The sequence below is a fragment of the Gaoshiqia sediminis genome (assembly GCF_025907915.1).
GTDB lineage: Bacteria > Bacteroidota > Bacteroidia > Bacteroidales > Prolixibacteraceae > Gaoshiqia > Gaoshiqia sediminis.
Genome location: NZ_JAPAAF010000001.1, coordinates 156,939 through 182,248, shown reverse-complemented (window position 1 = coordinate 182,248; position 25,310 = coordinate 156,939). Strand labels below are relative to the sequence as shown.

Below are 25,310 nucleotides of genomic sequence, written 5' to 3'. Positions count from 1 at the left end.
AAATTTCTGACAATGAATCCACAAGCTGAAGAATTAAACAAGATCATCCGCGAAAAAAATCCGGTCATATTCGAATTACTTTCTGAAAAAGGTAAAAACATTTTCTTTCCTAAAAAAGGCATCCTCGGACAAACAGCCGATGCAAAAGGCACTAAAATCAACGCAACCATTGGGGCAGCTGTTGAAGATAACGGTTCGCCGATGCGATTGGAAAGCATTGAAAGCAATGTGAAGCTCGATCCGTCACTGGTATTTCCGTATGCGCCAAGCTTTGGTCGACCAGACATCCGCGCCCGCTGGAAAAGCATGATTTACGAGAAAAACCCGAGCATCGGAAACAAAGTGTTGAGCCTGCCGGTGGTCACCAACGCGCTAACCCACGGAGTGAGCATGGCTGGCTACTTATTTGTGGATGAAGGCGAAAAAGTAATCGTTCCCGATTTGTTTTGGGGCAACTACAACCTGATTTTAAACCACGCCTACGGGGCCGAACTGCAGAAATACAAACTCTTCAAAGGCAATCAGCTTGACTTGGATGCCTTTAAAGCCAGCCTCGAAGCGGACGGTATCGGCAAAAAAATTCTGATCCTCAACTTCCCGAACAACCCAACCGGCTATTCACCAACTATTGAGGAAGCCAAGGCTATCACCCAAATTATTAAAGAGTCGGCTGAAAAAGGCAACAAAATTGTTGTTTTCTCCGACGATGCTTATTTCGGATTGGTTTACGAAGAAGGCGTGGAAACCGAAAGTATTTTTAGCCAACTGTGCGACTTGCACGAAAATGTGCTGGCCGTGAAAATTGATGGCCCTACCAAAGAAGATTACGTGTGGGGATTCCGCGTTGGTTTTATGACTTACGGAATTAAAGGCGGCGATGCCGAACTATATACCGCACTGGAAGCTAAAACTGCCGGGGCTGTGCGTGGAAACATTTCCAATGCAGCCAACATTTCACAGTCGCTGTTGCTGGCCGCTTTCGAAGATCCGGCCTATCAAGCACAAAAAGAAGCCAAATTCACCATCATGAACGAACGCTACCATGCTGTAAAAGAAGTGTTGAAAGATGAAAAGTACAACGAATATTTTACGGCGCTGCCTTACAACTCGGGCTATTTTATGTGCGTACAATTGGCCGATGGGCTGGATGGAGAACTAATTCGAAAAATCCTGATCGAAAAATACAGCATCGGGATCATCAACCTGAGCAACGTAATTCGCGTAGCCTTCTCGGCTGTTGCTGCTGCCGATGTAAAAGAATTGTTCGATGGCATTTACAATGCCTGCAAAGATTCGAAAAAATAAGCCATACCAATATTTTAATCCTGAAAAGCTGTTTGTCGCCTGACAAGCAGCTTTTTTATTACCGTTGCAACTGGTAAACCATAAAAAACAAGAATAATGCCACCGGCACCAGGATCAGGTTTGGCACTTTTGCCCAACCCGTTTTGATCAGGCCCAGGATAAAACCTACCAGACCAAGAAACGCCGTCAGTAATAAGCCCGAAAAATAGGTGAGCGCTTTGGCTTCTTTTGGTGCAGGCTGGTTAGCCAGCACTTCGGGCACAACAATCTGATGGCTGGAAATGACCCAGAAAGAAAATATGCCCAGCAAAAAGAAAAGCAGCTGCCCTGCTTGCTGAACACGCTTCCGGCGTTCTACCCACGAATAAATAACCAGCGAAACGGCCAGGAACAGGATCCACTGCGAGCTGGTGGTTAATGTTAAAAATGTTTGACGGTCCATAATTTTGATTTTGGGTAAATGTGTTAATTTTTTGGTAAAGTAAAAAATGAACGCGTTCCTGCTGAAATAGTTATTTTTGTAGCTTCCTTTAACAAAAGCAAACTATGATTTTAGACATTGACCCGAAAGCAAAAGGCCTCATCTTCGATCTGGACGGCACCATTTCCGATACCATGCCCATTCATTACATCGCCTGGCGCAATGCTGCCGCCAAACACGGAATTGATTTTACGGTTGAACTGTTCGGGCAGCTGGCCGGCATCCCGCTATACCCTACCGTTGAAAAGCTGAATGAACTCTTTGGCACCTCCATCGACCCGCAACAAATGGGCGACGAAAAAGAAATGGAATATGAAAACAACATGCACCAAGCTGTCCCGATTAGGCCGGTAGTTGAAATTATAAAAAAATATCACGGGAAAATACCGATGGCCGTGGGCACAGGCGGCTTGAAACGATTGGCAAAAAAGTCGCTCGAGCTGATCGGTATTGACAAATACATCGACATCATTGTTGCCTACGAAGACGTAAAAAATTACAAACCCCACCCCGAAACCTTTTTACGCTGCGCCGAGCTAATGGGCGTGGAGCCGCAATTTTGCCAGGTTTTCGAAGATGGTGTCCTGGGCATCGAAGCGGCAAAAAAGGCTGGCATGATGGTGGTGGACGTGAAAGACTTTTACGATGTAACCATCGGACATTAAACTGATTCCCTGCCTGTATGAAAATTAAATTTGCCCTGCTGCTGCTTTTAGGGATATCGGCTGTTTCCTGTCAGTCGTCAGCCAAACGAAAACAGGCCACCATTGTCTTTTATAATGTTGAAAATTTGTTCGACACAGTGGATGATCCGCACAAAAATGATAACGATTTTCTGCCGGGAAGCGATAAACAATGGACCACCGAACGATATCAAAAAAAGCTGGACGATATTGCATCGGTACTGACTAATATCAATCCGGATGAATTGCCGGAAGTGATTGGTTTGTGCGAAATTGAAAACCTGACGGTACTGAAAGATTTGGCAAAAACAAAAGCTATGTCCAACGGGAAATACCGGATTGTACATCAGGACAGCCCTGATGACCGGGGAATTGATGTGGCCCTGCTGTATCGTCCCAGGGAATTTAAATTGATTATGCACGAAGCGCTCCCCGTCAATCCCCGGTTTAAAACCCGCGACATACTGCATGTGTACGGCCAGCTTGGACGTGATAAAATTCATTTCTTTGTGAACCACTGGCCTTCGCGCATTGGCGGTCTGGATAAAACGGAACCAAACCGGATGGCAGCAGCACACGTACTGAAAAATAAAGTGGATGAATTGCTAGCCCGGGATGCCGATGCAAAAATCATCATCATGGGCGACATGAACGATGAGCCCGGCAATGCCAGTCTGCTTTCGACCTTGGGGGCCAAAGCCCCAAACAGCGATTCCAGGTTGACAAACCTGATGTTTCCGCTGAAAGATAAAAAACTGGGCAGCTACAATTACCGGGGTAACTGGAACATGTTGGACAATCTGATTGTTTCAAACTCAGTGCTGAACGGTAAAGGTTTTGTTACCACGGCGCCGGGTTTCATTTTCCACGAAAAATGGATGGAATACAAAAATAAAAATGGCGATATTTCGCCAAACCGCACTTATGGCGGACCCAACTATTATGGCGGGGTTTCCGATCATTTTCCGGTTTACCTGAAATTAAGCAGATAAAAATTTCGAATGGATTTCAAAGTTGTTGCACCTTACAAGCCCATGGGCGATCAGCCCGAAGCCATTCGCCAGCTGGCGGAAGGCATTGAGCAAGGCGTCCGGTTCCAAACCCTGCTCGGAGTTACCGGCTCGGGGAAAACCTTCACCATGGCCAATGTTATTGAAAAGGTGCAGCGGCCAACCTTGATCCTCAGCCACAACAAAACGCTGGCCGCCCAGTTGTACAGCGAAATGAAGCAGTTTTTTCCCCAAAATGCGGTAGAATACTTTGTTTCTTATTACGACTATTATCAGCCCGAAGCCTACATTCCCACCACGGACACGTACATTGAAAAAGACCTCTCCATCAACCAGGATATTGAGAAGCTGCGGTTAAGCACTACCTCATCCCTGTTGTCAGGACGCCGCGATGTGGTGGTCGTTTCATCGGTTTCGTGTTTGTATGGTATTGGAAACCCGCAGGATTTCCACGAAAACGTGACAGAAGTGAAAACCGGGCAGGTGATCAACCGCAACCAGCTGCTCCACCGCCTGGTAGATGCCTTGTATTCGCGAAACGAAGTAGATTTTCAGCGTGGAAATTTCCGGGTGAAAGGAGATACGGTGGATATTTTCCTGGCGTATGCCGACACCGCCGTGCGACTCGTATTCTGGGGCGACGAAATCGAGGAAATTTACAGCTTCGATCCGGTTGACGGGGGAACCATTGAGAAACTGGACACGGCAACTATCTATCCGGCAAATATTTTTGTGACCACCAAAGATCGCATGTTGTCGTCCATCCGGCAAATTCAGGACGATCTGGTCAAGCAGATTGAGTTCTTCCGTGAGATTGGGAAACCACAGGAAGCAAAACGGATTGAAGAACGCGTGGAATACGACCTCGAGATGATGCGCGAACTGGGCTACTGCCCCGGAATTGAAAACTATTCCCGCTATTTCGACGGACGCGAAGCCGGCACACGCCCCTTCTGTTTGCTGGATTATTTTCCCGATGATTTTCTAACGATCCTCGATGAAAGTCACGTCACCATTCCGCAAATCCGTGCCATGTATGGCGGCGACCATTCGCGAAAAATCAACTTAGTGGAATATGGCTTCCGCTTGCCGGCAGCCATCGATAACCGTCCGCTCAGGTTCGAAGAGTTTGAAGACCTCGTCAACCAAACGCTTTTTGTGAGCGCCACACCGGCCGACTATGAACTGGAACGATCGGAAGGGGTTATTGTTGAACAAATTATCCGTCCAACCGGACTGCTCGATCCGATTATCGATGTGCGCCCGTCCACAAACCAGATCGACGATCTAATGAATGAAGTTCACCTGCGTATCCAAAAAAACGAACGTGTTTTGGTAACCACGCTGACCAAACGGATGGCCGAGGAATTGAGCAAATACCTGGCCAACATGGGCATCAAGACCCGGTACATCCACTCGGATATCGACACCATGGAGCGCATCGAAATCATGGAAGATTTGCGAAAAGGCATCTTTGATGTTTTGGTGGGGATCAACCTGTTACGTGAGGGTTTGGACTTGCCCGAAGTATCGCTGGTAGCTATCATTGACGCCGATAAGGAAGGCTTTTTGCGCTCGGAACGCTCCCTTACCCAAACCGCCGGACGTGCTGCCCGAAACCTGAACGGGATGGTCATCATGTATGCTGACAAAATTACCGATTCGATGCAAAAAACCATCGACTCCACCAACTACCGCCGCGAAAGACAGTTAAAGTTCAACCAGGAAAACGGCATCACCCCAAAGGCCATTGTCAAACCTACACGCGAAATCATCGGCTACGAGTACCGGAGCAACAAACCAGCCGAATATCCCAATGGTGACGAGCACCCCGACCTTGCCGCCGACCCAGTTGTTCAGTACATGAGTGTTCCGGCACTGGAAAAGGCCATCGCCAAGACAAAAAAGGAAATGGAAGCAGCCGCCAAAGAACTCGATTTTATTGAAGCCGCCCGCCTCCGCGACGAAATGTTCCGCTTCCAGGAAATCCTTAAACAGAAAAAATAGCGTATCGAAATTCCGCTGGGAAACAGGCAAGAATGCCTGTTTCCCAATAATTTTTGTTGATTTTGACCAAAATCAGGGGGCTCACCATAAAAAATTGGCGCTGACTGCTTTTTTTTCCGTTTTTATTATTAGTTTAACCTCCCGTTAACAATTTCGCAACTAAAAAACCAAATTCTGCTCTGCCACTCGTTCTTTATGAATTTTGTAAACCCAATAATGAAAAAGTATGAAGCTATTTTCTTTTTTTGAACGGGAAGACAAGCATTTGCGGGAAGATCAGGAATACATTCAGCTAGTGAGCTGCCCCCGCAATGGCGTTAATTGTTCGGAACACCGCAAAGGAATCAACCAAAGTTTGTTGGTGGCACAAAAATGCCGGATCGATAAGGAGTACCACAAGTCGATTGGCGAAATAAAAGAAGCCTATCAGCTGGCTGGCAGCCTGTCGGGCGAACAATGCCGGCAATGTTCCCAGTTGTTTCAGGAAACTATTCTCAATTCGTTGAAGCAGATGACCCGGGAACTGGAAAAAATGACATCGGGCGTTTTTCCCGGCGACAGGTTTCATGCCAGCTACATGGTTGCATCATCCACGCTAAACGAATTGGAGCAGCAACATAAGACAGAAGTATAAACTAGAAAAATATTCGACATTGGTTTAATAGTTACGACAAGACTATCTCTTGGCGACAACACTACAACTCTATGGATCAGACCACTAGCATCCAACCAGTTTTTCACGGTCTGCCAATAAATAACTTTCCCTTAACACGAAAGAAAAACCCGGCTTTCCCGGAATAATGGCATCGTTTTCTGCCTACCTTTGCGCCTTCAATTTCAATTTTTCACCTATGAATCATGTATTCTATCCGAAATTGTTGAGCGTACTGAAACAAGGTTATTCAAAAAAACAGCTCTCCAAAGATCTTTTTGCAGGTATTATTGTGGGCATTGTGGCCTTGCCCCTGGCCATTGCTTTTGCGGTGGCATCGGGAGTTTCGCCCGAGAAGGGTTTGATAACGGCCATTGTGGCAGGTTTGCTGATCTCGCTCCTGGGAGGCAGCCGTGTACAAATTGGCGGTCCCACCGGTGCATTTATTGTTATTGTTTACGGCATTGTACAAAGCTACGGGCTGGATGGCCTGATTATTTCCACCATTTTGGCTGGTATCATACTGGTTGCCTTTGGCCTTCTTAAACTGGGTTCACTTCTCAAATTTATCCCGCACCCGCTCATTGTGGGCTTTACAAGCGGTATTGCACTGGTCATTTTTACCACACAAATAAAAGATGCACTCGGGCTTCACATTACCGATATGCCATCCGAGTTCATCGAAAAATGGGGAACCTATTTCTCTCACTTAGGTGAAACCAGCCTGGTGGCGGTGGGCATTACACTGGCAACCATCCTGATTTCTGTCTATTTCAAAAAAATCACGACCAAAATCCCCGGCTCATTTGTGGCCATCATCCTGGTAACTTTAGTGGTACAGATTTTCAGCCTGCCCGTTTCGACTATCGAATCCGTTTTTGGTGACATTCCCAAATCCTTTAGCCTTACTTTTCCCAACATCGACTTCCAACAACTACACATCTACCTGGCGCCGGCGCTAACCATAGCCTTGCTGGGCGGCATCGAAAGTTTGCTTTCGGCAGTTGTGTCCGATGGTATGATTGGTGCCAACCACCGCTCAAACACCGAGTTGGTTGCACAAGGAATTGCGAACATCATTACCCCGTTTTTTGGCGGAATTCCGGCCACAGGAGCAATTGCCCGCACCGCAACCAACGTAAAAAACGGAGGCCGCACACCTGTTGCAGGCGTTGTTCACGCCATCACGCTGCTGTTTATCATGCTGTTTTTCGGACAGTGGGCCAAGCTGATCCCCATGTCATGTCTGGCCGGTATTCTGATTGTTGTTTCCTACAACATGAGCGAATGGCGCTCGTTTGTCAACATTCTGAAAGGCTCAGCATTCGATATCCTGATTTTGCTGGTCACCTTCCTCCTCACCGTTTTGGTTGACCTGACTTTTGCCATCCAGATTGGCATTGTGCTCTCGGCCTTGTTGTTCATGAAGCGCATGGCCGATGCCGGCGCCCAACCCGGCTTTGAAGTTGATTCGGATGTGCTCGAAAATTACTCCGGCCTTCCCAATGAAATCGGAATTTACGAAATCAGCGGCCCATTCTTTTTCGCCTCGGCCAAGCAATACAGCTCCACCTTAAAGTCAATCGGTATTAAATCGAAGGTGCTCATCATCCGGATGCGCCATGTACCGTTTATCGATTCAACCGGGATGCACAACCTGAAGGACGTGGTGAAAGAAGTTCAGCATGTGGGGACCAAGGTAATCCTTTCCGGGGTACAGCCCAACGTGATGAAAGAACTGGAAAAAAGCCGCTTTTTTGATTTGTTCGACCGCACCAATGTGTTTCCTGCTTTCGACCAGGCACTGAACCAGGCCACTCAGCTATTGGAAGAAATAAACAAGACGGCTTCATCTCATCACTGATAAGCAATAAACTTGGTTGGGCAATTGATGATAAAACCGGTAGGGGCATAGATTGCCCTTACCCGGATCACCGTTTCGCGGAAAGACAAGCTCGCTGCGTTTATTTTTTTCCTAATTTAGCAGAGCATAATCAGGCCGCAAACCAACCAACATCCTAATAGATCATGAAACTTTTTATTGCTATCCTTTCCATCTTAATCTTTTGTTCGGGACGCGTATTGGCCCAGGAACGTTACCTGGAAGAAATCACCGACTCAGTGTCCATTGAAACGTTTACCTATACCAATAAAGACAACACTCCGCTGGACTTGGACCTTTACCTGCCTGGTTTCGACAACGAGATTGACCGTCCGGTATTTTTATATGTGCATGGAGGTGGTTTCTCGGGTGGCAGAAGAGATGAGCCCAACATTCAGGAATTCTGCAAAAAGATGGCCCGCCACGGCTATGCGGTGGTGTCCATTTCGTACCGCCTGACCCGAAAAGACACCGGCACCGGGTTTGGCTGCGACTGCCCGGCTGCCGAAAAATTGGCCACTTTTGAGGCTGCCGTTTCAGACTTACAGGATGCTACGTTTTTCCTGATTGAACACCGGGAACAATTTGGGATCAACCCGCAACAGATCATACTTTCGGGCAGCAGCGCCGGGGCAGAAACGGCGTTAAACGCCGCGTACGAAGCTCCCTTTTGCTATGGGTTGGATTCTGGCCCCGTGGCCTATGCCGGGGTGGTAGCCATGGCCGGAGCGATTCCGGATACCGCGAAAATTTATGCAGAATCAGCCATTCCCTCCCTCCTTTTTCACGGAACCTGCGACAATCTGGTGCCCTACGGAACAGCGCCCCACCGCTATTGTTCGGAAGATCAGCCGGGCTACCTGATGCTAAATGGATCGCAGGCCATAGCCGAAAAACTGCGCAAGCTGGGGAAACCTTATTGGCTGCATACCACCTGTGGCGGCGATCATGCGCTGGCCGGTACGCCCATGAACCAATATTTTGATGAAATCATCCGGTTTTGCCACGACTTTGTCCTCAACGGCAAAAAAGATCAGATCCACACCATTCTTCCCGGGGAACATTCCTGCGACTACCCCGCCTTCAACTATTGCCAGAATTAAAAACACATAGCTCATGAAATTCAAATTTTTCCTGATCATGTTTGCACTTACCGTCAGCAGCAGTTATGCGCTCGACATCAAAGTAATCAGCTACAACATCCGGTATAACAATCCGGATGACGGTGTCAATGCCTGGCCAAACCGCAAAGATGAAGTCGTTGAGCTGCTGCGTTTCCACGAGGCCGACGTGTTTGGTCTGCAGGAAGCCTTGCTGGGCCAGATCAACGACATTGCCGCCTGGATGCCCGGATTCGATTGGGTAGGCGTTGGCCGCGACGACGGTGTAAACCGGGGAGAATTTTCGCCCATCTTTTACAATTCAAAACGTTATCAACTGAAAGAGCATGGCTGGTTCTGGTTGTCCGAAACGCCCACTGTACCCAGCAAAAGCTGGGACGCTGCCCTCCCCCGCATTTGCACCTACGTGCTGCTCGAGGATTATGAAACCCGAAAAAATTTCTGGGTGTTCAATACCCATTTTGACCATGTTGGCGAAAAAGCCCGGAAAGAAGCAGCCAAACTGATCCTGAAAAAAATACAGGACCTGAACAACGACAAACTGCCGGTCATCCTGACTGGCGATTTTAACGCCACCCCCGATGACGACCCGATCAAAGTGATCGAACGGCGTTTAAACGACAGTAAAAAAGAAGCGCAAACACCCCCCTACGGCCCGGATGGAACATTCAACGGGTTTGATTTCAACAGTCCGCTTGAGAATCGCATTGATTACATTTTTGTAAACCGAAAAGTGATCGTGAAAAAGTACGCGGTTTTATCAGATTCCAACAATCAGCGTTATCCGTCAGACCATCTTCCGGTGTTTACCGAACTTTCCTTTTAAGCAACTTCCTGAAAAACAGAAACAACCTTTTTCCTGCAACGGGAGAAAGGTTGTTTTTTTCGTCATTTTTCTGAATAAGGGCATGAACAAAACAAGACGTTCGATGTCACTCTGGTTATGGAATTGGATTACCTGATTACCGGACAGGGCCTTGCCGGAACCTTGTTGGGTTTTGAATTGATGAAAACAGGACAACGAGTGCATTTTATCGATGCGCCCGTTTTTCAGAAAGCCTCCAGCGTGGCGGCAGGATTGATCAATCCGGTAGTATTTCGCCGCCTCAACAAAAGCTGGCTGGTGGATGAGCTTTACCCGCACATGACGGAAACCTATGCTGAATTGGAAAACCTGCTGGGGCGTCGTTTCTTCTTCCCGATGAAAATATGCAAAGTATTTGGGCAAGGTGAGGCTGACTTCTGGAGAAAAAAATCGGTTGAAAATCAACTCGAACCGTATGTGACCGTTGAACCCGATTTTACGCCCCGGCCGTTCCTGAACCTGCCGTATGGCTGTGGTTGGGTTGAAAAAAGCGGACGGGTTGATCTGCCTGGCTTGCTGGATTCTTTCAAAAAGCATCTTCTGCAGGGTAACTTATTGCAACCGGAAATTTTCGATTTTTCGAAACTGGAAGTACATCGGGACGGCATCCGGTATAAGGATTTCGAAGCCCGGAAAATCATCTTTTGTGAAGGGCACAGGGCTTCACAAAACCCGTTCTTCGGCAACATCAAATTCAGGCACACCAAAGGCGAAGTTCTTGATCTGACGGTCAACAATTACCAAGCGGACAGCATCTTAAACAAGGCCTGCTTTTTTATGCCTGCCGGCGAAAACCGTTTTCGGTTGGGCGCCACCTACAACTGGGACCAGCTGGATGAAATCCCCACAGAAAACGGTAAAAACGAACTGACTTCCAAGCTGGAACATATATATACAGCAGACTACCGAATCAGCGGCCACCGGGCCGGAATACGCCCAACCACACACGACCGCCGCCCGGTGATTGGCATGCACCCCGGCGATCCGGCAGTAGCAATCTTTAACGGGTTGGGTTCAAAAGGCTGCCTGCTTGGCCCGTACTTCGCCCGTCAGTTTTCGGACTATCTCACCGGCAATACCGGCCAACTTCACCCCGAAGTTGACGTGGCACGGTATTTTGGCGCAGAACCTTAAACGCGGCGGTGGAACAAAATCCGAATACCTTGCGTTTGACCGGATGCGTGACAGGTAATCAACACGTTAAACGTTGGAGAAATCATTGGATGAAAAAAACGCTTCGCATACTTTACAACCTCCTAAAATGGTCCATCCTTTCCTTGCTGTCACTAACAGCAACGTATTTGCTGATAGCTGTTGTGCTGTCTGTCATCCCGGTCAACCAACACGAAAAGCCAGTTGAGGGGACTGAAATTTACCTCTTATCAAACGGCATTCACCTGGCCATTGTGCTTCCTGTGCAACACGAACTGAAGGACTGGGGCACCGACATTTGGATAGACAGCCGCATTGCAAACCGGGTCCGATGGATCAGCTTTGGTTGGGGCGATAAAGGTTTTTATTTCAATACGCCCGAATGGGCCGACTTAACGATTTCCACTTCGCTCAAGGCTTTGTTCTGCCAAAGCCCCGCAGCCATTCATCTGAATTATTACAGCAATTTGCAGGAGAATGACCGATGCAAAAAAGTCGTGGTCACTTCGGCACAATACAAAGACATTGTTTCTTATATTGAAAACAGTTTCAGCCGGGATATTCAGGGAAGCCCCCTTCGGATTAAAGGCTTTCAATATAGCGAATTCGACTCGTTTTATGAGGCAAACGGGTCGTACAACCTGTTTTTCACCTGCAACACCTGGACCAATAGCTGCCTGAAAAAAGCCGGGCTGCGTGCATCGCTATGGACGCCGTTTGACCGGGGAACGCTTTACCAATACCGGGAATCATGCAAATGATCAGACATCCGTTTTCACCCAAAATTGGTTTATTGAACTGAACATGAATGCTAAAAAGCTCATAGAAAAATCAGTCCGAATTTTATACCTTGTGATTCTATTTTAAACCAACCAAATCATGAAGAAAAAGCATATTGATTACAACGTCCTGCTCATGGCCCTGGCAATTGTTGGCCTGTTTTCCTGTTCAACTTCCGAACCCACCGACCTGACCAAGGTGGCTATTATTCCCCAACCCGTTTCGGTAACTGCCGATGGATCGGCCTTCGAACTATCGGACAAAACGGTGCTTTACGCTCCTGAGGGCTCCGAACCCATTGCACAGGTTGGCCGATATTTGGCTGAAAACGTCACCCAGGCCACCGGCTTCAACATCCGGGTTGAGCCAACTACTGATACACCGGCAAAAGGCATTTACCTGACACTGGCGGCTGACAGCGAACTGGGAGAAGAAGGCTACCAGCTCACCATCAACAAAAAAAAGATGACCTTGACGGCCAACTCTCCGCAAGGACTTTTCAGGGGCACGCAGACAATCCGCCAGCTTTTGCCCGCGACACCAGCCGCTTCGTCCGGTCAGTCCAAATCACTGCGAATCGCCGGGGGGTACCATTCGCGATTATCCCGAATATTCCTACCGCGGGACAATGCTCGATGTAGCGCGCCACTTTTTCAGCGTTGACGACGTAAAACATTACATCGACCTGATGGCTGCCTACAAAATGAACACGTTGCACCTGCACTTGTCCGACGACCAAGGCTGGCGAATAGAAATTAAATCGTGGCCCAACCTGACGGCCATTGGAGGCAGCACCGAAGTTGGCGGTGGCGAAGGTGGATTTTACACTCAGGAAGAATATACCGGCATCGTGAATTACGCAGCTGAACGGTTCATCACCATCATCCCCGAAATTGACATGCCCGGGCACACCAATGCTGCTTTGGCTTCGTATGCCGAATTGAATTGCGATGGCAAAGCCCGCGATCTGTACACCGGCACCGATGTGGGTTTCAGCACACTGTGTACCGGCAAGAAAATTACTTACCAGTTTGTTGACGACGTGGTTCGCGAACTGGCCCGGCTAACTCCCGGCCCGTACATCCACATTGGCGGCGATGAGTCGCACGTCACAAAAAAAGAAGACTACATTCCGTTTATCGAACGCGTTCAGGAAATTGTTCTTTCGCACAACAAAACCATGATTGGCTGGGACGAAATTACCCTGGCCAAACTCGACAGCCGCTCGGTGGCTCAATATTGGGCCAGTGCCGAAAATGCCAAGAATGCCATCGCACAACAAGTGAAGCTGATTATGTCGCCGGCTAAGAAAGCTTATCTCGACATGCAGTACGACTCCATCACCCCGCTTGGCTTGCATTGGGCCGGTTATATAGAAGTGGACACCGGCTACAACTGGGACCCGGCAGCCTTGGAAGAAGGTATTGGCCGCGAACACATCCTGGGCATCGAAGCCCCCCTATGGACCGAAACCGTCACCAACCGGTCCGAACTGGAATTCATGGTTCTTCCGCGCCTGCCAGGATACGCCGAAATTGGCTGGTCGCCTGCCGCCGCGCGAAACTGGGACGAATACAAAAACCGACTGGCCCAACACGGCAAACGATATGATGCCCTCGGAATCAATTATTACCCATCGAAATTGGTTCCGTGGATTTCAGAATAAAATCAACAAAAAGCCGCCACTTAATTATAAATTAACAGAAAATAGTTTGCTTCACTTTTATTTTATCGCTATACTTGCAGCTCGAAAAAGAAATGACATGTTTAACAAATTCGGACATTACGGCCATCATTGCAACATCCTATATACCGGTAGGCCGTAATTCTTTTGTTTTGTTCTGAAAATATTAACCCAAAGAAGGCTTACCGAGAGGTAGGCCTTTTTTTATTTATCACAAATATGACACAATTGAAGATTGCAATCCAAAACAAAGGTCGTTTATACGAAGACTCGATGGAGTTGATCAAAGAAGCTGGTATTAAATTTTCGTTGGGAAGCAGCCGGGTTTTGCTGGCATCGGCCAAAAACTTCCCCATGGATGCGCTTTTCCTGCGCGACGATGACATTCCGCAAACCGTGGCCGACGGTGTGGCCGACATCGGCATTGTGGGCGAAAACGAAATGCTGGAGAAAAAAGAAAACGTGGTCATTGCCAAACGACTGGGCTTCAGCAAATGCCGCCTTTCACTGGCCATCCCAAAGTCGGAAGAATATGCCGGTGTGGAGTGGTTCAACGGGAAAAAAATTGCTACCTCCTACCCTGTCATCCTGCAGGATTTCCTGGACAAACACAACATAAAAGCTGATATTCACGTCATTACCGGTTCAGTGGAAATTGCTCCCGGAATTGGTCTGGCCGATGCTATTTTCGACATTGTCAGCTCCGGGTCCACGCTGGTGAGCAACCGGCTGAAAGAAGTGGAAGTGGTCACGGCTTCGGAAGCGGTGTTGATTGCCAACCCAAACCTGAGCGAAGCAAAAAAAGCCGTCCTGGAAGAACTCATCTTCCGCATGGAATCAGTGCAACGCGCCGAAGGGAAAAAATACATTCTGCTGAACGCTCCCAATGATAAGATTGAAGAAATCTCAGCCATACTTCCCGGCATGAAAAGTCCGACCGTAACCCCCTTGGCCGAATCGGGCTGGAGCTCACTGCATTCGGTCATTGCAGAGAATGATTTTTGGGAAATCATTGGCAAACTGAAAGCCGCCGGAGCGCAAGGCATTCTGGTCGTCCCGATCGAGAAAATGATTTTTTAATTGCAGCGATTGGCGAAAATTGACGGCCATGAACAGTGAGCCGTTAGACCTTCCAAACAAATAAAAGAACGAACATGAAAACATACATCAACCCGGAAGAAAGCAGCTGGCCGAAGGTACTGGAGCGTCCGCAGTTCAACCTGCAGGAACTGAACCGGAAGGTTGGGGACATTTTGAATGATATACAGGCTAACGGAATGGAAGCGATACGCCGATACACCGAACAATTTGACGGTGTGATGGTTCCGGAGTTGCTGGTGAGCAGCCATGAAATTGACGAAGCTGCTGCACAAATTGACATCCGGTTAAAAGAAGCCATTCAGCAGGCGGCTGACAACATCCGTACATTTCACAGCATCCAGCACCCCGAAATCCGGAAAACGGAAACAACGCCGGGCGTGGTTTGCTGGCAAAAACCGGTTGCCATCGAAAAAGTAGGCTTGTACATTCCGGGAGGTTCAGCACCCTTGTTTTCAACCGTGCTGATGCTGGCCATCCCGGCACGAATTGCTGGTTGCCGGGAGATTGTGCTCTGCACCCCGCCCGACAAAAGCGGGAAAATCCATCCGGCCATTTTGTATGCCGCGCAACTGGTTGGAGTCACCAAAATTTTCAAAGCCGGAGGCGTTCAGGCAATCGGCGCTATGGCTTACGGCATCGGGCCGGTACCGAAGGTGGACAAAATATTCGGGCCCGGAAACCAGTACGTGATGGCAGCCAAACAACTGGTTAGCCTCAGCCATGTGGCCATTGACATGCCTGCCGGCCCCTCCGAGGTAGCCGTAATGGCTGACGAAAGCGCCGTACCTGCCTTCATTGCTTCCGATCTGCTGTCGCAAGCCGAGCACGGCCCGGACAGCCAGGTGGTTTTGGTCACGAATTCCCGGAAATTGGTGATTGAAGTTGAACAGGCGCTTGAAGAACAACTCAGCCAACTTAGTCGAGCCGCGATTGCCCGCCGTGCCCTCGAAAACAGCGTCGCCATCGTCTTGGACTCCCAAGCAGACATGATCCGGCTGATCAACGAATATGCGCCGGAGCACCTGATCATCTCGATGAAGAATTATGCTGAAGTGGCCGAAAAAATTATCAATGCCGGTTCGGTATTCTTGGGAAACTACACCCCCGAAAGCGCGGGCGACTATGCCTCCGGGACAAACCACACGCTGCCAACCCACGGCTGGGCACGTTCGTTCAGCGGGGTCAACCTCGACAGCTTCATGAAGAAAATCACGTTCCAGGAAATCAGTCGCGACGGCTTGCTAAACCTTGGCCCGGCTATCGAAATCATGGCAGCTGCCGAAGAACTCGATGCGCACAAAAACGCAGTGACGTTAAGGTTAAAGTCGATTGAAGACAGTGGGAAACAATAGAATACGGTGGGAAACATTGAAAACCGTTGAAAATAACGCACACAATTCGTGACAAAGACTATGAAACTGGAAGATCTTGAAATATATCTGTTATCGATGCAAGTAAGCGATGAAATTTGGAACATAGTCATCCAATGGCCTTTCTTTGAAAAAAATGGAATTGGGAAACAATGGACTGATGCTGCAGACTCCATTAGTGCAAATATTTCAGAAGGTTACGGAAGATTATCAGTGAAAGAAAACAAGAGGTTTTGTATGATTGCCAGAGGCTCACTTTACGAAACAACAACATGGCTCAATAAATCGAGCAATAGAAAACTCATTGATATTGAAATTTTCAACTCGCTTAACAAAAAAATTACAGACTTAAATGTCAAATTATGAAATTATATCCAATCACTTGATCGACGGATATTGAAAGAAAACAACAATAAAACATAGACGTCCGTGGCAAAGTGTCACACCAACAACTGTTTCCCTTTTTCCATTGTTTTCGATTGTTTTCTACGTCAGTCAAGTACAATCGTGTTAAAATGCTGAATTATGAACTTAGACAAACTCTTACGCGACAATATCAGAAACCTGAGACCCTATTCCTCTGCCAGAGATGAGTTTTCGGGTGAGGCAATGGTTTTTCTCGACGCCAACGAAAACCCCTTCAACCAGCCGTATAACCGTTACCCCGATCCGTTGCAGCGCGAACTGAAAGAAAAAATTGCCGGACTGAAAAACTGCAACGTCGATCAGATATTTTTGGGAAACGGCAGCGATGAACCCATCGACCTACTGTTCCGCGCCTTCTGTGAACCCGGACAAGATAATATGGTGACCATCGATCCCACCTACGGCATGTACCAGGTAGCTGCTGACATCAACAACATTGAAATCCGCAAAGTAAAACTGAAGGAAGATTACAGCTTTGTTGCCGAAGAGTTGCTGGCCCGTGCAGATGAGCGCACCAAACTGGTTTTTGTTTGCTCGCCCAACAACCCGACGGCCAATCTGCTCGACAAAGCCGAAATACTGAAACTGATCTACGGGTTCGACGGGCTGGTGGTAGTTGACGAAGCCTACATCGACTTCGCACCCGGCGCAAGCCTGCTGCCTGAACTCGGGCAACACGAAAACCTGATCATCCTGCAAACCTTCTCGAAAGCCTGGGGAATGGCCGGGATCCGACTGGGAATGGCCTTTGCATCGCCGGAAATCATCCGTATTCTCAACAAAATCAAATACCCGTATAACATCAACATCCTCACCCAGCAAAAAGCATTAGAATTGCTGGAGCTGGAGGAAGAAAAAAACAAATGGGTGGAATTGCTGATTGAAGAGCGGCAAAAACTGGCAAACAGTTTGGAAAAATTCCCTTTTGTGGTGAAAGTTTTCCCTTCGGACGCCAATTTCCTGTTGGTAAAAATGCACGACGCTCGCGGTATTTACGAGTACCTGGTTGAAAACGGTATCATCGTGCGCGACCGCTCCAAAGTGGTTTTGTGCGAAGACAGCCTGCGCATCACCGTTGGCTCGCCCGAAGAAAACGCGATTTTGATTGAAAAACTGAACGACTTGATTTAGAGGCTGGGCAGGGTCATTCCGAACTTCCTGCCCGACTGGTCAGGCGGGGTTTCGGAATCTCCATCCAGTTGCAGATCCTGAAACAAGTTCAGGATGACAGTAACAATATATTTGCAAGAAGTTATGAAGAAAGCCTTATTTATAGACCGCGACGGCACCCTGATTGTGGAACCCGCTGACGAACAAATCGACTCGTTGGAAAAACTGGAGTTTTTGCCAAAGGTTTTTCGCAATATGCATTTAATAGCAAAAAACCTCGGTTATGAGTTGGTAATGGTGACCAACCAGGATGGACTGGGGACCAGTTCATTTCCAGAGGATGCCTTCTGGCCGGCCCACAACAAAATGCTGAAAACGCTGGAAAACGAAGGCGTCGTTTTCAATGACATCCTGATCGACCGAAGCTTTCCGTACGAAAATGCCCCTACCCGCAAACCCCGTACCGGACTGATGGGCAGCTACATGGACGGCAGCTACGACTTGGCAAACAGCTTCGTCATCGGCGACCGGCTCACCGACATCGAGCTGGCCAAAAACCTAGGGGCCAAAGGCATTCTTCTCAATGATGGATCGCTGGCTGATCAGCTGAAAGACAAAGGTCTGGAGCCGTATTGCGTTCTCCTAACCTCCGACTGGGACGAAATCTACGCCAAAGTAGCTGCTCCCGAACGCACGGCCACCGTAGAGCGGAACACCCGCGAAACGCAAATCCGTATTGAACTGAACCTGGACGGTACAGGCAAAGGAAACATCCACACCGGCCTGGGCTTTTTCGACCACATGCTTGACCAGATAGCCCGCCACGCTGGAGTTGATCTCACCATTCAGGTAAACGGCGACCTGGAAGTGGATGAGCACCACACCATCGAAGATACCGGTTTGGCGCTGGGTGAAGCCTTCAAGCTGGCGCTGGGCGACAAACGCGGAGTGGAGCGTTATGGCTATTGCCTGCCGATGGACGATTGCCTCTGCCAGGCAGTCATCGACTTTGGCGGGCGCCCCTGGCTGGTTTGGGATGCTGAATTCAAACGCGAAAAAGTAGGCGACATGCCCACCGAAATGTTTTTCCACTTTTTCAAATCGTTTTCCGACACTTCACTTTCAAATTTGAACATCAAAGCTGAAGGACAAAACGAGCATCACAAAATTGAAGGTATCTTTAAGGCCTTGGCACGCGCCATCAAAATGGCCATCCGTAAAGATGTGTTTAACTTTGAGCTGCCATCAACGAAAGGAGCATTGTAGAATTAACCACAAAGAATCTTAATGTAAAATAGTTGAATAACGGAATAAAACGAGTCATATTATAATCCTTAGTGCCCTTAGTGACTGAACTTCGTGCTCTTTGTGGTTAAAACAACACATATATGAAAAGCATCAAGCCCTTACGCGAAAAGAAAAATACAGCCATACTGCTGATCCACTGCCCCGACCGGCAGGGAATTTTGGCTACGGTTACCGAGTTCCTGAACAAGAATAATGGCAACATTATCTATCTCGACCAGTACGTTGACCGCGCTCAAAAAGTATTTTACATGCGAGCCGAGTGGGAATTGGAAGGTTTTGCCATCCCGGCCGCAAAAATTGGTGAGTATTTCGACACCCTCATCGCCTCGAAACTGGAAATGAACTGGAGGCTGTATTTTTCGGAAGATATTCCGCGCATGGCCATCTTCGTATCAAAAATGTCGCATTGCCTGTTCGATATTTTATCAAGATACACAGCCGGTGAATGGGATGTGGAAATTCCGGTTATTGTGAGTAACCACGAAGATATGCGCCCGGTGGCCGAACGCTTCGGCATCGAGTTCCACTATTTCCCGGTGACCACCGAAAACAAAGAGGAACAGGAAGCAGCTGAACTGGAATTGTTGAAACAGCACAAAATCGATTTCATCGTACTGGCCCGGTACATGCAAATACTGTCGAAAGACTTTGTAGCGCACTACCCAAACAAGGTCATCAACATCCATCACTCGTTTCTGCCGGCATTTGCCGGGGCCAAGCCCTATCATGCAGCGCACGAGCGCGGCGTAAAACTGATTGGCGCCACCAGTCACTACGTTACCAGCGACCTGGATGCCGGTCCGATCATCGAGCAGGGCGTCACCCAATGCAGCCACGTGGACACGGTGAAAAGCCTCATCCGCAAAGGCCGCGACCTGGAAAAAATAGTCCTTTCCAATGCGGTTTTCAAACACCTGCAGCGTAAAGTGCTCGTGTATAAAAATCGCACGGTGGTGTTTAATTAGATATGGGTTATTCGTTATTAATAAATTCTATCATGAAGTTTCTCTCTGTCATCCTTGTTTGGATAACTTTTGCCGCACAGGCACAAGTACCGGTCAGGGAAATTCCGTCCGATTACGGTTATATCGTAAAAATCGGCCAGCAGGCTCCCGATTTTTCGGCCCAATCGCTTGATGGCAAAACCATCCGGCTGTCCGACCTGAAAGGGAAAGTCGTCATGTTGCAATTCACTGCCAGCTGGTGTTCGGTGTGTCGCCGGGAAATGCCCCACATCGAAAAAGAAATCTGGCAAAAAAACAAAAACAACCCGGATTTTGCCCTGTTCGGGGTTGATCTGGACGAACCACGGGAAACGGTGGAAAAATACACGAAGCAAATTCCAGTCACTTACCCGATGTTGCTCGACCCAAAAGGCAATATTTTTTACAGCTATGCTGAAAAAGGCGCAGGTGTGACCCGCAACGTCATCATCGACAAAAACGGCGAAATCGTTTTTATGACCCGTCTTTTCAAAGAAGAAGAGTTCGAGGAAATGAAGGAGGTGATTAAAGAAAGCCTCTTCAAATAGTATTCAAGTGCATAAGTACATTAGTTCATTCGTACATATTCAATAGAAAGCCGAGTGCAGCAAATTAATTCATTATGAAAACTTATCGTGAATTTATCGCATGGCAAAAAGCCATGTCTTTTGTTACCCTGACATACAAAACAACACACTCCTTCCCGAAAGAAGAGATGTTTGGATTAACATCACAAATCAGACGGTCGTCGGTATCAATTCCGAGTAATTTTGCAGAAGGTTTTGGCAGAAAAGGGAATAATGAATTTCTCCGGTTCATTCGGATTGCAATCGGATCATTATACGAATGTCAAACGCAACTGGAAATAGCACGTAACATTGAATATTTCGATCAGGAACAATTTGATTTCCTGCACAATAAAAGCAAAGAAATTGAGGCGTTATTAAGAGGCCTTGAAAAGAAACTGGAAATGTAAATGATTTAGGAACATCTGTTTTTATGGACTCATACACTTATGAACTGATACACTCATGAACTCAAAAACTATGAACATCGTAATCATAAAATACAACGCAGGAAACATCGAATCGGTCAGCAATGCCTTGCTGCGACTGGGTGTACAAGCTGAAATCACCGGTGATCACGACAAGATACGGGCAGCCGATAAAGTCATATTTCCGGGAGTGGGCGAAGCCAGCACAACCATGGCTTTTCTGAAAAAAGAGGGGCTCGACAAGCTCATCCCGTCACTCACACAACCAGTTCTGGGCATCTGTCTGGGACTGCAACTCATGTGCAGCCACTCCGAAGAGGGCGACACTCCCTGCCTGGGCATTTTTGAAGAAAAGGTGAAGCGCTTTCAACCTGAACCGGGAATGGAATATGTTACTAAAGTGCCCCACATGGGCTGGAACAGCATTGCCCAACTGAAAAGCGGCATTTTCGATACGTCTCTCGAAGAGCAGTACGTTTATTTCGTGCATTCGTATTACGCCGCAGTAGGCGAACACACGGCTGCCGTTTGCAACTACATCAACCCGTTTAGCGCTGCCCTGAACAAAGACAACTTTTACGCCACCCAGTTCCACCCGGAGAAAAGCGGACCGGTTGGGCAGAAAATCCTTGAGAATTTCCTGAAGATTTAAGATCAAGGATTATTGATTAACGATTTTAGAAGAATCTCAAAAATCAACTATGACGCCCAAAGAATTAGAAGAAAGACTAATCAATTTTGCAGTCCAGGTTATTTTATTTTTGGATAAAATTGAACCAACTATTGCCGGGAAAAATCTGATTGGTCAATTATCCCGGTCAGGAACCTCTCCCGCTTTAAATTATGGAGAAGCACAAAGTGCAGAATCTGGCAAAGATTTCATTCATAAACTAAGAGTTGTATTGAAAGAATTGAGAGAAACACACATTTGTCTTAAAATTGTTGATCGCGCCAAAATTCATCATGATCTGAAATTATTGAACTTCCTTTTAAAAGAATGCAATGAGTTGATCTCAATTTTTGTAAAAAGCATTGAAACATCAAAAAAGAAACAATCAGAAATCAATCGTTAATCCATAATCTTAAATCCATAATCTTAAATCAAATGATCATCATCATCCCGGCTATCGACTTAATTGACGCCAAGTGCGTTCGCTTGTCGCAAGGCGATTACAACCAGAAAACGGTTTATAACGAAAACCCGCTCGAGGTGGCCAAAATGTTCGAAGACGCCGGCATCACCCGTCTGCATTTGGTTGATTTGGACGGCGCCAAAGCAAAGCACATCGTCAACTACAAGGTACTGGAATCGATCGCTTCAAAAACCAGTTTGGTGATTGACTTTGGGGGCGGTTTGAAAAGCGACAAGGACCTGCGCATTGCCTTCGAAAGCGGAGCCCAAATGGTGACCGGTGGCAGCATAGCAGTGAAAGACCGCGAAACTTTTCTAAGCTGGATTGAAACTTACGGGCCTGACAAAATCATCCTGGGCGCAGATGCCAAAGACAAAAAAATTGCCGTAAGCGGCTGGCAGGAAGTGTCGGAACTGCCCATCCTGGATTTTATTGAAAGCTATACCAGCCGCGGCATCCGGAAAGTTATTTCCACTGATATTGCCCGCGACGGCATGCTTACCGGCCCCAGCATCGATCTCTACAAAGAGATTTTGGAACAATTCCCCAACCTGGAACTGATTGCCAGCGGCGGCATCGCCTCGATGAACGACATACACGAACTGAACGAAATGGGCGTCCCCGGCGTAATAACCGGCAAAGCCATTTATGAAAATAAAATTAGTTTGGAAGAAATTGAGAAGTACATCAGTGCATAAGTACTGGGTGCATAAGTCCGAATAGATTCAACCTATGTACTCATGGACATGGAACTTATGAACTTCAACCCGAAACTTGGAACTTAAAACTTGGAACTGCCAAATGTTAGCAAAACGAATCATACCATGCCTGGATATCAAAGACGGTCAGACCGTTAAAGGCGTAAATTTTATCAATATTAAAAACGTGGGCGACCCCGTTGAGCTGGGCGCATTGTATGCCGAACAAGGGGCAGACGAGTTGGTTTTCCTCGACATCACTGCCACGCACGAAGGCCGCAAAACCTTTGTGGAATTGGTAAAACGCATTGCCCGCGAAATTAACATCCCGTTTACAGTAGGCGGTGGCATCAGCGAACTGAAAGACGCCGATGCACTGCTGAGCGCCGGCGCCGATAAAATCAGCATCAACTCATCGGCCGTGCGCAACCCCAAGCTGATTGATGAGCTGGCGCTCAACTTCGGGAGCCAGTTTGTGGTGCTGGCCATCGATGCACGCGGCGACGCAACCGGCCATTGGACCGTAACGGTAAACGGAGGCCGGATCCCCACCGACAAGGAACTTTTTTCGTGGGCCAAAGAAGGTGAAAACCGCGGGGCCGGCGAAATACTGTTCACCTCCATGAACCACGACGGGACCAAAAATGGCTTTGCCTGCAACGAGTTGGCCCGGCTGGCCGACAATCTGACCATCCCGATCATCGCCTCGGGCGGCGCCGGAAACATGGACCACTTTGTGGAGGTGTTCACCAAGGGTAAAGCCGATGCCGGACTGGCAGCCAGCATCTTCCACTTCAAGGAAATTGCCATCCCCGACCTAAAAGCATATCTTAAAGAAAAAGGAATTGTTGTACGATAAAACAACCTACACACCTGACAATCAACCAAATTAGATGAAACCGGCAACAAATCACCGATTGCAGGAAGAATTAGTAAAATATCATTCAAAAAAATACAATACCAATCATGATTAAAACGCTTGATTTTTCAAAACTGAACGGCCTGATTCCGGCCATTATTCAGGACAATACCACGTTGAAAGTATTGATGCTTGGTTTCATGAACGAAGAAGCCGTGAAAAAAACCGAAGAAACCGGTAAGGTGACATTCTTCAGCCGCACCAAAAACCGCCTGTGGACCAAAGGCGAAGAGAGTGGTAATTTCCTCAACGTGGTTGAAATCATGAGCGACTGCGACGACGACACGCTCCTGATTAAAGTCAACCCCGTTGGCCCAACCTGCCACACCGGCGCCGACACGTGCTGGAACGAGGAAAACGAAGAAAGCGACCTGATGTTCCTCGAATATTTGCAGGATTTCATCGACCAGCGCAAACAGGAAATGCCTGAAGGTTCGTACACCACTTCGCTGTTTCAGAAAGGTACCCGTAAGATTGCACAAAAAGTAGGCGAAGAAGCCGTAGAAACCATCATCGGCGCCATGGCCAACGACGATGAAAACTTCCTGTACGAAGGCGCCGACCTGCTTTACCACTTGATTGTATTGCTGGCCCACAAAGGCTACCGCATCGAAGATTTGGTAGGCGAACTGAAAAAGCGGCACAAGTAGTCGGCGTTGGAAAATCGATGATAGGGACGGGCCGGAAAAGACATTTTAAGCCGATTAGCGGCATCCAGAATTTGTTAAGACTTGTGAAGCCATCCTTCAAAAAGAACGCAGATATCGGCATAAGCGGTTCTTTTCCCTATCTTCGCACCCTAATTTGAAACGAATATGCAACGGATTATCGCTGTATTTCTGTTTTTGTTGATTTTTGCAGGCCAGCAGCATGCGGCAGAAATGCCAAACGAGGCGAAAAAGGTCAGGTATAACTATCTGACTTATGTCCCTGAAAACTACGACAGTTTAAAAAACGAACTGTTGCCCGTCATCTTTTACCTGCACGGGCGCTCGGCATCGGGCACCGACCTGAACCGGGTCAGACGATATGGTCTGCCGTTTTTCCTCGACAGGGGGAAAAAGCTTGATTTTTTGGTAGTGGCACCGCAATGTCCGTGGGGAAAAAACTGGGCCAGCGAAAATTGGCTCGACACCATCTATGCCGAAATAAATGCGAAATACCGTATCGACCCCTCGCGGGTCTATCTCACCGGTATGAGCCTGGGTGGGTTTGGCACCTGGGAGCTGGCCAACCGCTACCCGCACCGCTTTGCTGCAATTGCCCCGCTATGCGGAGGTGGCAAAACCGAGTGGGTTGAAAACATGGTACACCTCCCCATTTGGGTGTTCCACGGGGTGAAAGATAACCAGGTTTCGGTTTTCCGATCGGATCGCATGGTAAAAGCACTGAAAGACCACGAATCGCTGGTGGTGTACAGTCGCCTGCCCGACAAAGGCCACGACATTCACCGCGTGTACGATGACGACCGTCTTTATGAATGGTTTAAGCAGTTCTCACGCAGACCTTTCAACGAAGAAAAGTTGGACAGCATTCAGCCATTGCGTGGATTTCAGATCGCGGAGATTATTTTACCAGAACTCGAAAAAGACAGATTAAAAAAACAAGAACCCGCCAAATCAGGCAGGTTTTGATTTCAAAACGAA

At 47.8% G+C, this 25,310-nt stretch carries 27 protein-coding genes; 26 read left to right on the top strand and 1 reads right to left on the bottom strand.

Annotated features, from left to right (window positions below):
- Positions 1-12: 12 nt before the first annotated feature.
- The gene (locus tag N2K84_RS00780; protein ID WP_282589848.1) at positions 13-1,305 is read left to right on the top strand and encodes an aminotransferase class I/II-fold pyridoxal phosphate-dependent enzyme; all 1,293 of its coding nucleotides are present in this window, start codon (positions 13-15) and stop codon (positions 1,303-1,305) included.
- Positions 1,306-1,363: 58 nt separating this feature from the next.
- Here the strand turns inward: N2K84_RS00780 and N2K84_RS00775 are convergent, their stop codons facing one another.
- The gene (locus tag N2K84_RS00775) at positions 1,364-1,747 is read right to left on the bottom strand and encodes a hypothetical protein (protein ID WP_282589847.1); all 384 of its coding nucleotides are present in this window, start codon (positions 1,745-1,747) and stop codon (positions 1,364-1,366) included.
- Positions 1,748-1,851: 104 nt separating this feature from the next.
- Here N2K84_RS00775 and N2K84_RS00770 point away from each other — a divergent pair, with 104 nt between their 5' ends.
- From N2K84_RS00770 to N2K84_RS00650, 25 genes are all read left to right on the top strand, one after another.
- Positions 1,852-2,451 (top strand): HAD family hydrolase, encoded by a 600-nt coding sequence (locus N2K84_RS00770; RefSeq protein WP_282589846.1) that lies wholly within the window; start codon positions 1,852-1,854, stop codon positions 2,449-2,451.
- A gap of 17 nt (positions 2,452-2,468) precedes the next feature.
- Positions 2,469-3,461, top strand: a complete 993-nt coding sequence (locus N2K84_RS00765) for an endonuclease/exonuclease/phosphatase family protein (RefSeq protein WP_282589845.1) — start codon at positions 2,469-2,471, stop codon at positions 3,459-3,461.
- Positions 3,462-3,470: 9 nt separating this feature from the next.
- Positions 3,471-5,486 (top strand): excinuclease ABC subunit UvrB, encoded by a 2,016-nt coding sequence (gene uvrB / locus N2K84_RS00760; RefSeq protein ID WP_282589844.1) that lies wholly within the window; start codon positions 3,471-3,473, stop codon positions 5,484-5,486.
- A gap of 226 nt (positions 5,487-5,712) precedes the next feature.
- Positions 5,713-6,120 carry a hypothetical protein gene (locus tag N2K84_RS00755; protein ID WP_282589843.1) on the top strand — a complete coding sequence of 136 codons (408 nt, stop codon included), beginning with the start codon at positions 5,713-5,715 and terminating at the stop codon, positions 6,118-6,120.
- Positions 6,121-6,337: 217 nt separating this feature from the next.
- Complete coding sequence (locus tag N2K84_RS00750) at positions 6,338-8,002, top strand: SulP family inorganic anion transporter (protein WP_282589842.1); 1,665 nt, start codon at positions 6,338-6,340, stop codon at positions 8,000-8,002.
- Between the two features lie 164 nt (positions 8,003-8,166).
- Positions 8,167-9,123: an alpha/beta hydrolase gene (locus N2K84_RS00745; protein ID WP_282589841.1), complete on the top strand. Its 957-nt coding sequence runs from the start codon at positions 8,167-8,169 to the stop codon at positions 9,121-9,123.
- A gap of 13 nt (positions 9,124-9,136) precedes the next feature.
- Positions 9,137-9,967 (top strand): endonuclease/exonuclease/phosphatase family protein, encoded by an 831-nt coding sequence (locus tag N2K84_RS00740; protein ID WP_282589840.1) that lies wholly within the window; start codon positions 9,137-9,139, stop codon positions 9,965-9,967.
- A gap of 117 nt (positions 9,968-10,084) precedes the next feature.
- Positions 10,085-11,140, top strand: coding sequence for an NAD(P)/FAD-dependent oxidoreductase (locus tag N2K84_RS00735; protein ID WP_282589839.1), 1,056 nt, complete (start codon positions 10,085-10,087; stop codon positions 11,138-11,140).
- 89 nt (positions 11,141-11,229) lie between these two features.
- A complete protein-coding gene (locus tag N2K84_RS00730) occupies positions 11,230-11,919 on the top strand; it encodes a TIGR02117 family protein (RefSeq protein WP_282589838.1) in 690 nt (229 codons plus the stop codon).
- Positions 11,920-12,037: 118 nt separating this feature from the next.
- Positions 12,038-12,601 carry a glycoside hydrolase family 20 zincin-like fold domain-containing protein gene (locus N2K84_RS00725; RefSeq protein ID WP_282589837.1) on the top strand — a complete coding sequence of 188 codons (564 nt, stop codon included), beginning with the start codon at positions 12,038-12,040 and terminating at the stop codon, positions 12,599-12,601.
- Entirely contained in the window at positions 12,567-13,604 is a 1,038-nt protein-coding gene (locus N2K84_RS00720; RefSeq protein WP_282589836.1) for a family 20 glycosylhydrolase, read from the top strand. Before N2K84_RS00725 ends, N2K84_RS00720 begins: the two co-directional genes overlap by 35 nt.
- Positions 13,605-13,841: 237 nt before the next feature.
- Positions 13,842-14,702 (top strand): ATP phosphoribosyltransferase, encoded by an 861-nt coding sequence (gene hisG, locus N2K84_RS00715; protein ID WP_282589835.1) that lies wholly within the window; start codon positions 13,842-13,844, stop codon positions 14,700-14,702.
- A gap of 74 nt (positions 14,703-14,776) precedes the next feature.
- A complete protein-coding gene (gene hisD / locus N2K84_RS00710; protein WP_282589834.1) occupies positions 14,777-16,075 on the top strand; it encodes a histidinol dehydrogenase in 1,299 nt (432 codons plus the stop codon).
- 60 nt (positions 16,076-16,135) lie between these two features.
- A complete protein-coding gene (locus tag N2K84_RS00705) occupies positions 16,136-16,459 on the top strand; it encodes a four helix bundle protein (protein ID WP_282589833.1) in 324 nt (107 codons plus the stop codon).
- A 159-nt stretch (positions 16,460-16,618) separates the two neighbouring features.
- The gene (hisC, locus tag N2K84_RS00700; RefSeq protein ID WP_345894123.1) at positions 16,619-17,650 is read left to right on the top strand and encodes a histidinol-phosphate transaminase; all 1,032 of its coding nucleotides are present in this window, start codon (positions 16,619-16,621) and stop codon (positions 17,648-17,650) included.
- A gap of 93 nt (positions 17,651-17,743) precedes the next feature.
- On the top strand, positions 17,744-18,895 hold the full coding sequence (gene hisB, locus N2K84_RS00695) for a bifunctional histidinol-phosphatase/imidazoleglycerol-phosphate dehydratase HisB (RefSeq protein ID WP_282589832.1): 1,152 nt from the start codon (positions 17,744-17,746) through the stop codon (positions 18,893-18,895).
- A 122-nt stretch (positions 18,896-19,017) separates the two neighbouring features.
- A complete protein-coding gene (purU, locus tag N2K84_RS00690) occupies positions 19,018-19,902 on the top strand; it encodes a formyltetrahydrofolate deformylase (protein WP_282589831.1) in 885 nt (294 codons plus the stop codon).
- 32 nt (positions 19,903-19,934) lie between these two features.
- Entirely contained in the window at positions 19,935-20,468 is a 534-nt protein-coding gene (locus tag N2K84_RS00685) for a TlpA family protein disulfide reductase (protein ID WP_282589830.1), read from the top strand.
- Positions 20,469-20,542: 74 nt separating this feature from the next.
- Positions 20,543-20,896 carry a four helix bundle protein gene (locus tag N2K84_RS00680; protein WP_282589829.1) on the top strand — a complete coding sequence of 118 codons (354 nt, stop codon included), beginning with the start codon at positions 20,543-20,545 and terminating at the stop codon, positions 20,894-20,896.
- 70 nt (positions 20,897-20,966) lie between these two features.
- Positions 20,967-21,566: an imidazole glycerol phosphate synthase subunit HisH gene (gene hisH, locus N2K84_RS00675; protein WP_282589828.1), complete on the top strand. Its 600-nt coding sequence runs from the start codon at positions 20,967-20,969 to the stop codon at positions 21,564-21,566.
- Between the two features lie 49 nt (positions 21,567-21,615).
- Positions 21,616-21,987, top strand: coding sequence for a four helix bundle protein (locus N2K84_RS00670; RefSeq protein ID WP_282589827.1), 372 nt, complete (start codon positions 21,616-21,618; stop codon positions 21,985-21,987).
- A gap of 32 nt (positions 21,988-22,019) precedes the next feature.
- Complete coding sequence (gene hisA, locus N2K84_RS00665) at positions 22,020-22,745, top strand: 1-(5-phosphoribosyl)-5-[(5-phosphoribosylamino)methylideneamino]imidazole-4-carboxamide isomerase (protein WP_282589826.1); 726 nt, start codon at positions 22,020-22,022, stop codon at positions 22,743-22,745.
- A gap of 103 nt (positions 22,746-22,848) precedes the next feature.
- Positions 22,849-23,604 carry an imidazole glycerol phosphate synthase subunit HisF gene (hisF, locus tag N2K84_RS00660; RefSeq protein ID WP_282589825.1) on the top strand — a complete coding sequence of 252 codons (756 nt, stop codon included), beginning with the start codon at positions 22,849-22,851 and terminating at the stop codon, positions 23,602-23,604.
- Between the two features lie 107 nt (positions 23,605-23,711).
- Positions 23,712-24,314 (top strand): bifunctional phosphoribosyl-AMP cyclohydrolase/phosphoribosyl-ATP diphosphatase HisIE, encoded by a 603-nt coding sequence (hisIE, locus tag N2K84_RS00655; protein ID WP_282589824.1) that lies wholly within the window; start codon positions 23,712-23,714, stop codon positions 24,312-24,314.
- A 165-nt stretch (positions 24,315-24,479) separates the two neighbouring features.
- On the top strand, positions 24,480-25,298 hold the full coding sequence (locus N2K84_RS00650; protein ID WP_282589823.1) for a carboxylesterase family protein: 819 nt from the start codon (positions 24,480-24,482) through the stop codon (positions 25,296-25,298).
- Positions 25,299-25,310 lie beyond the last annotated feature (12 nt).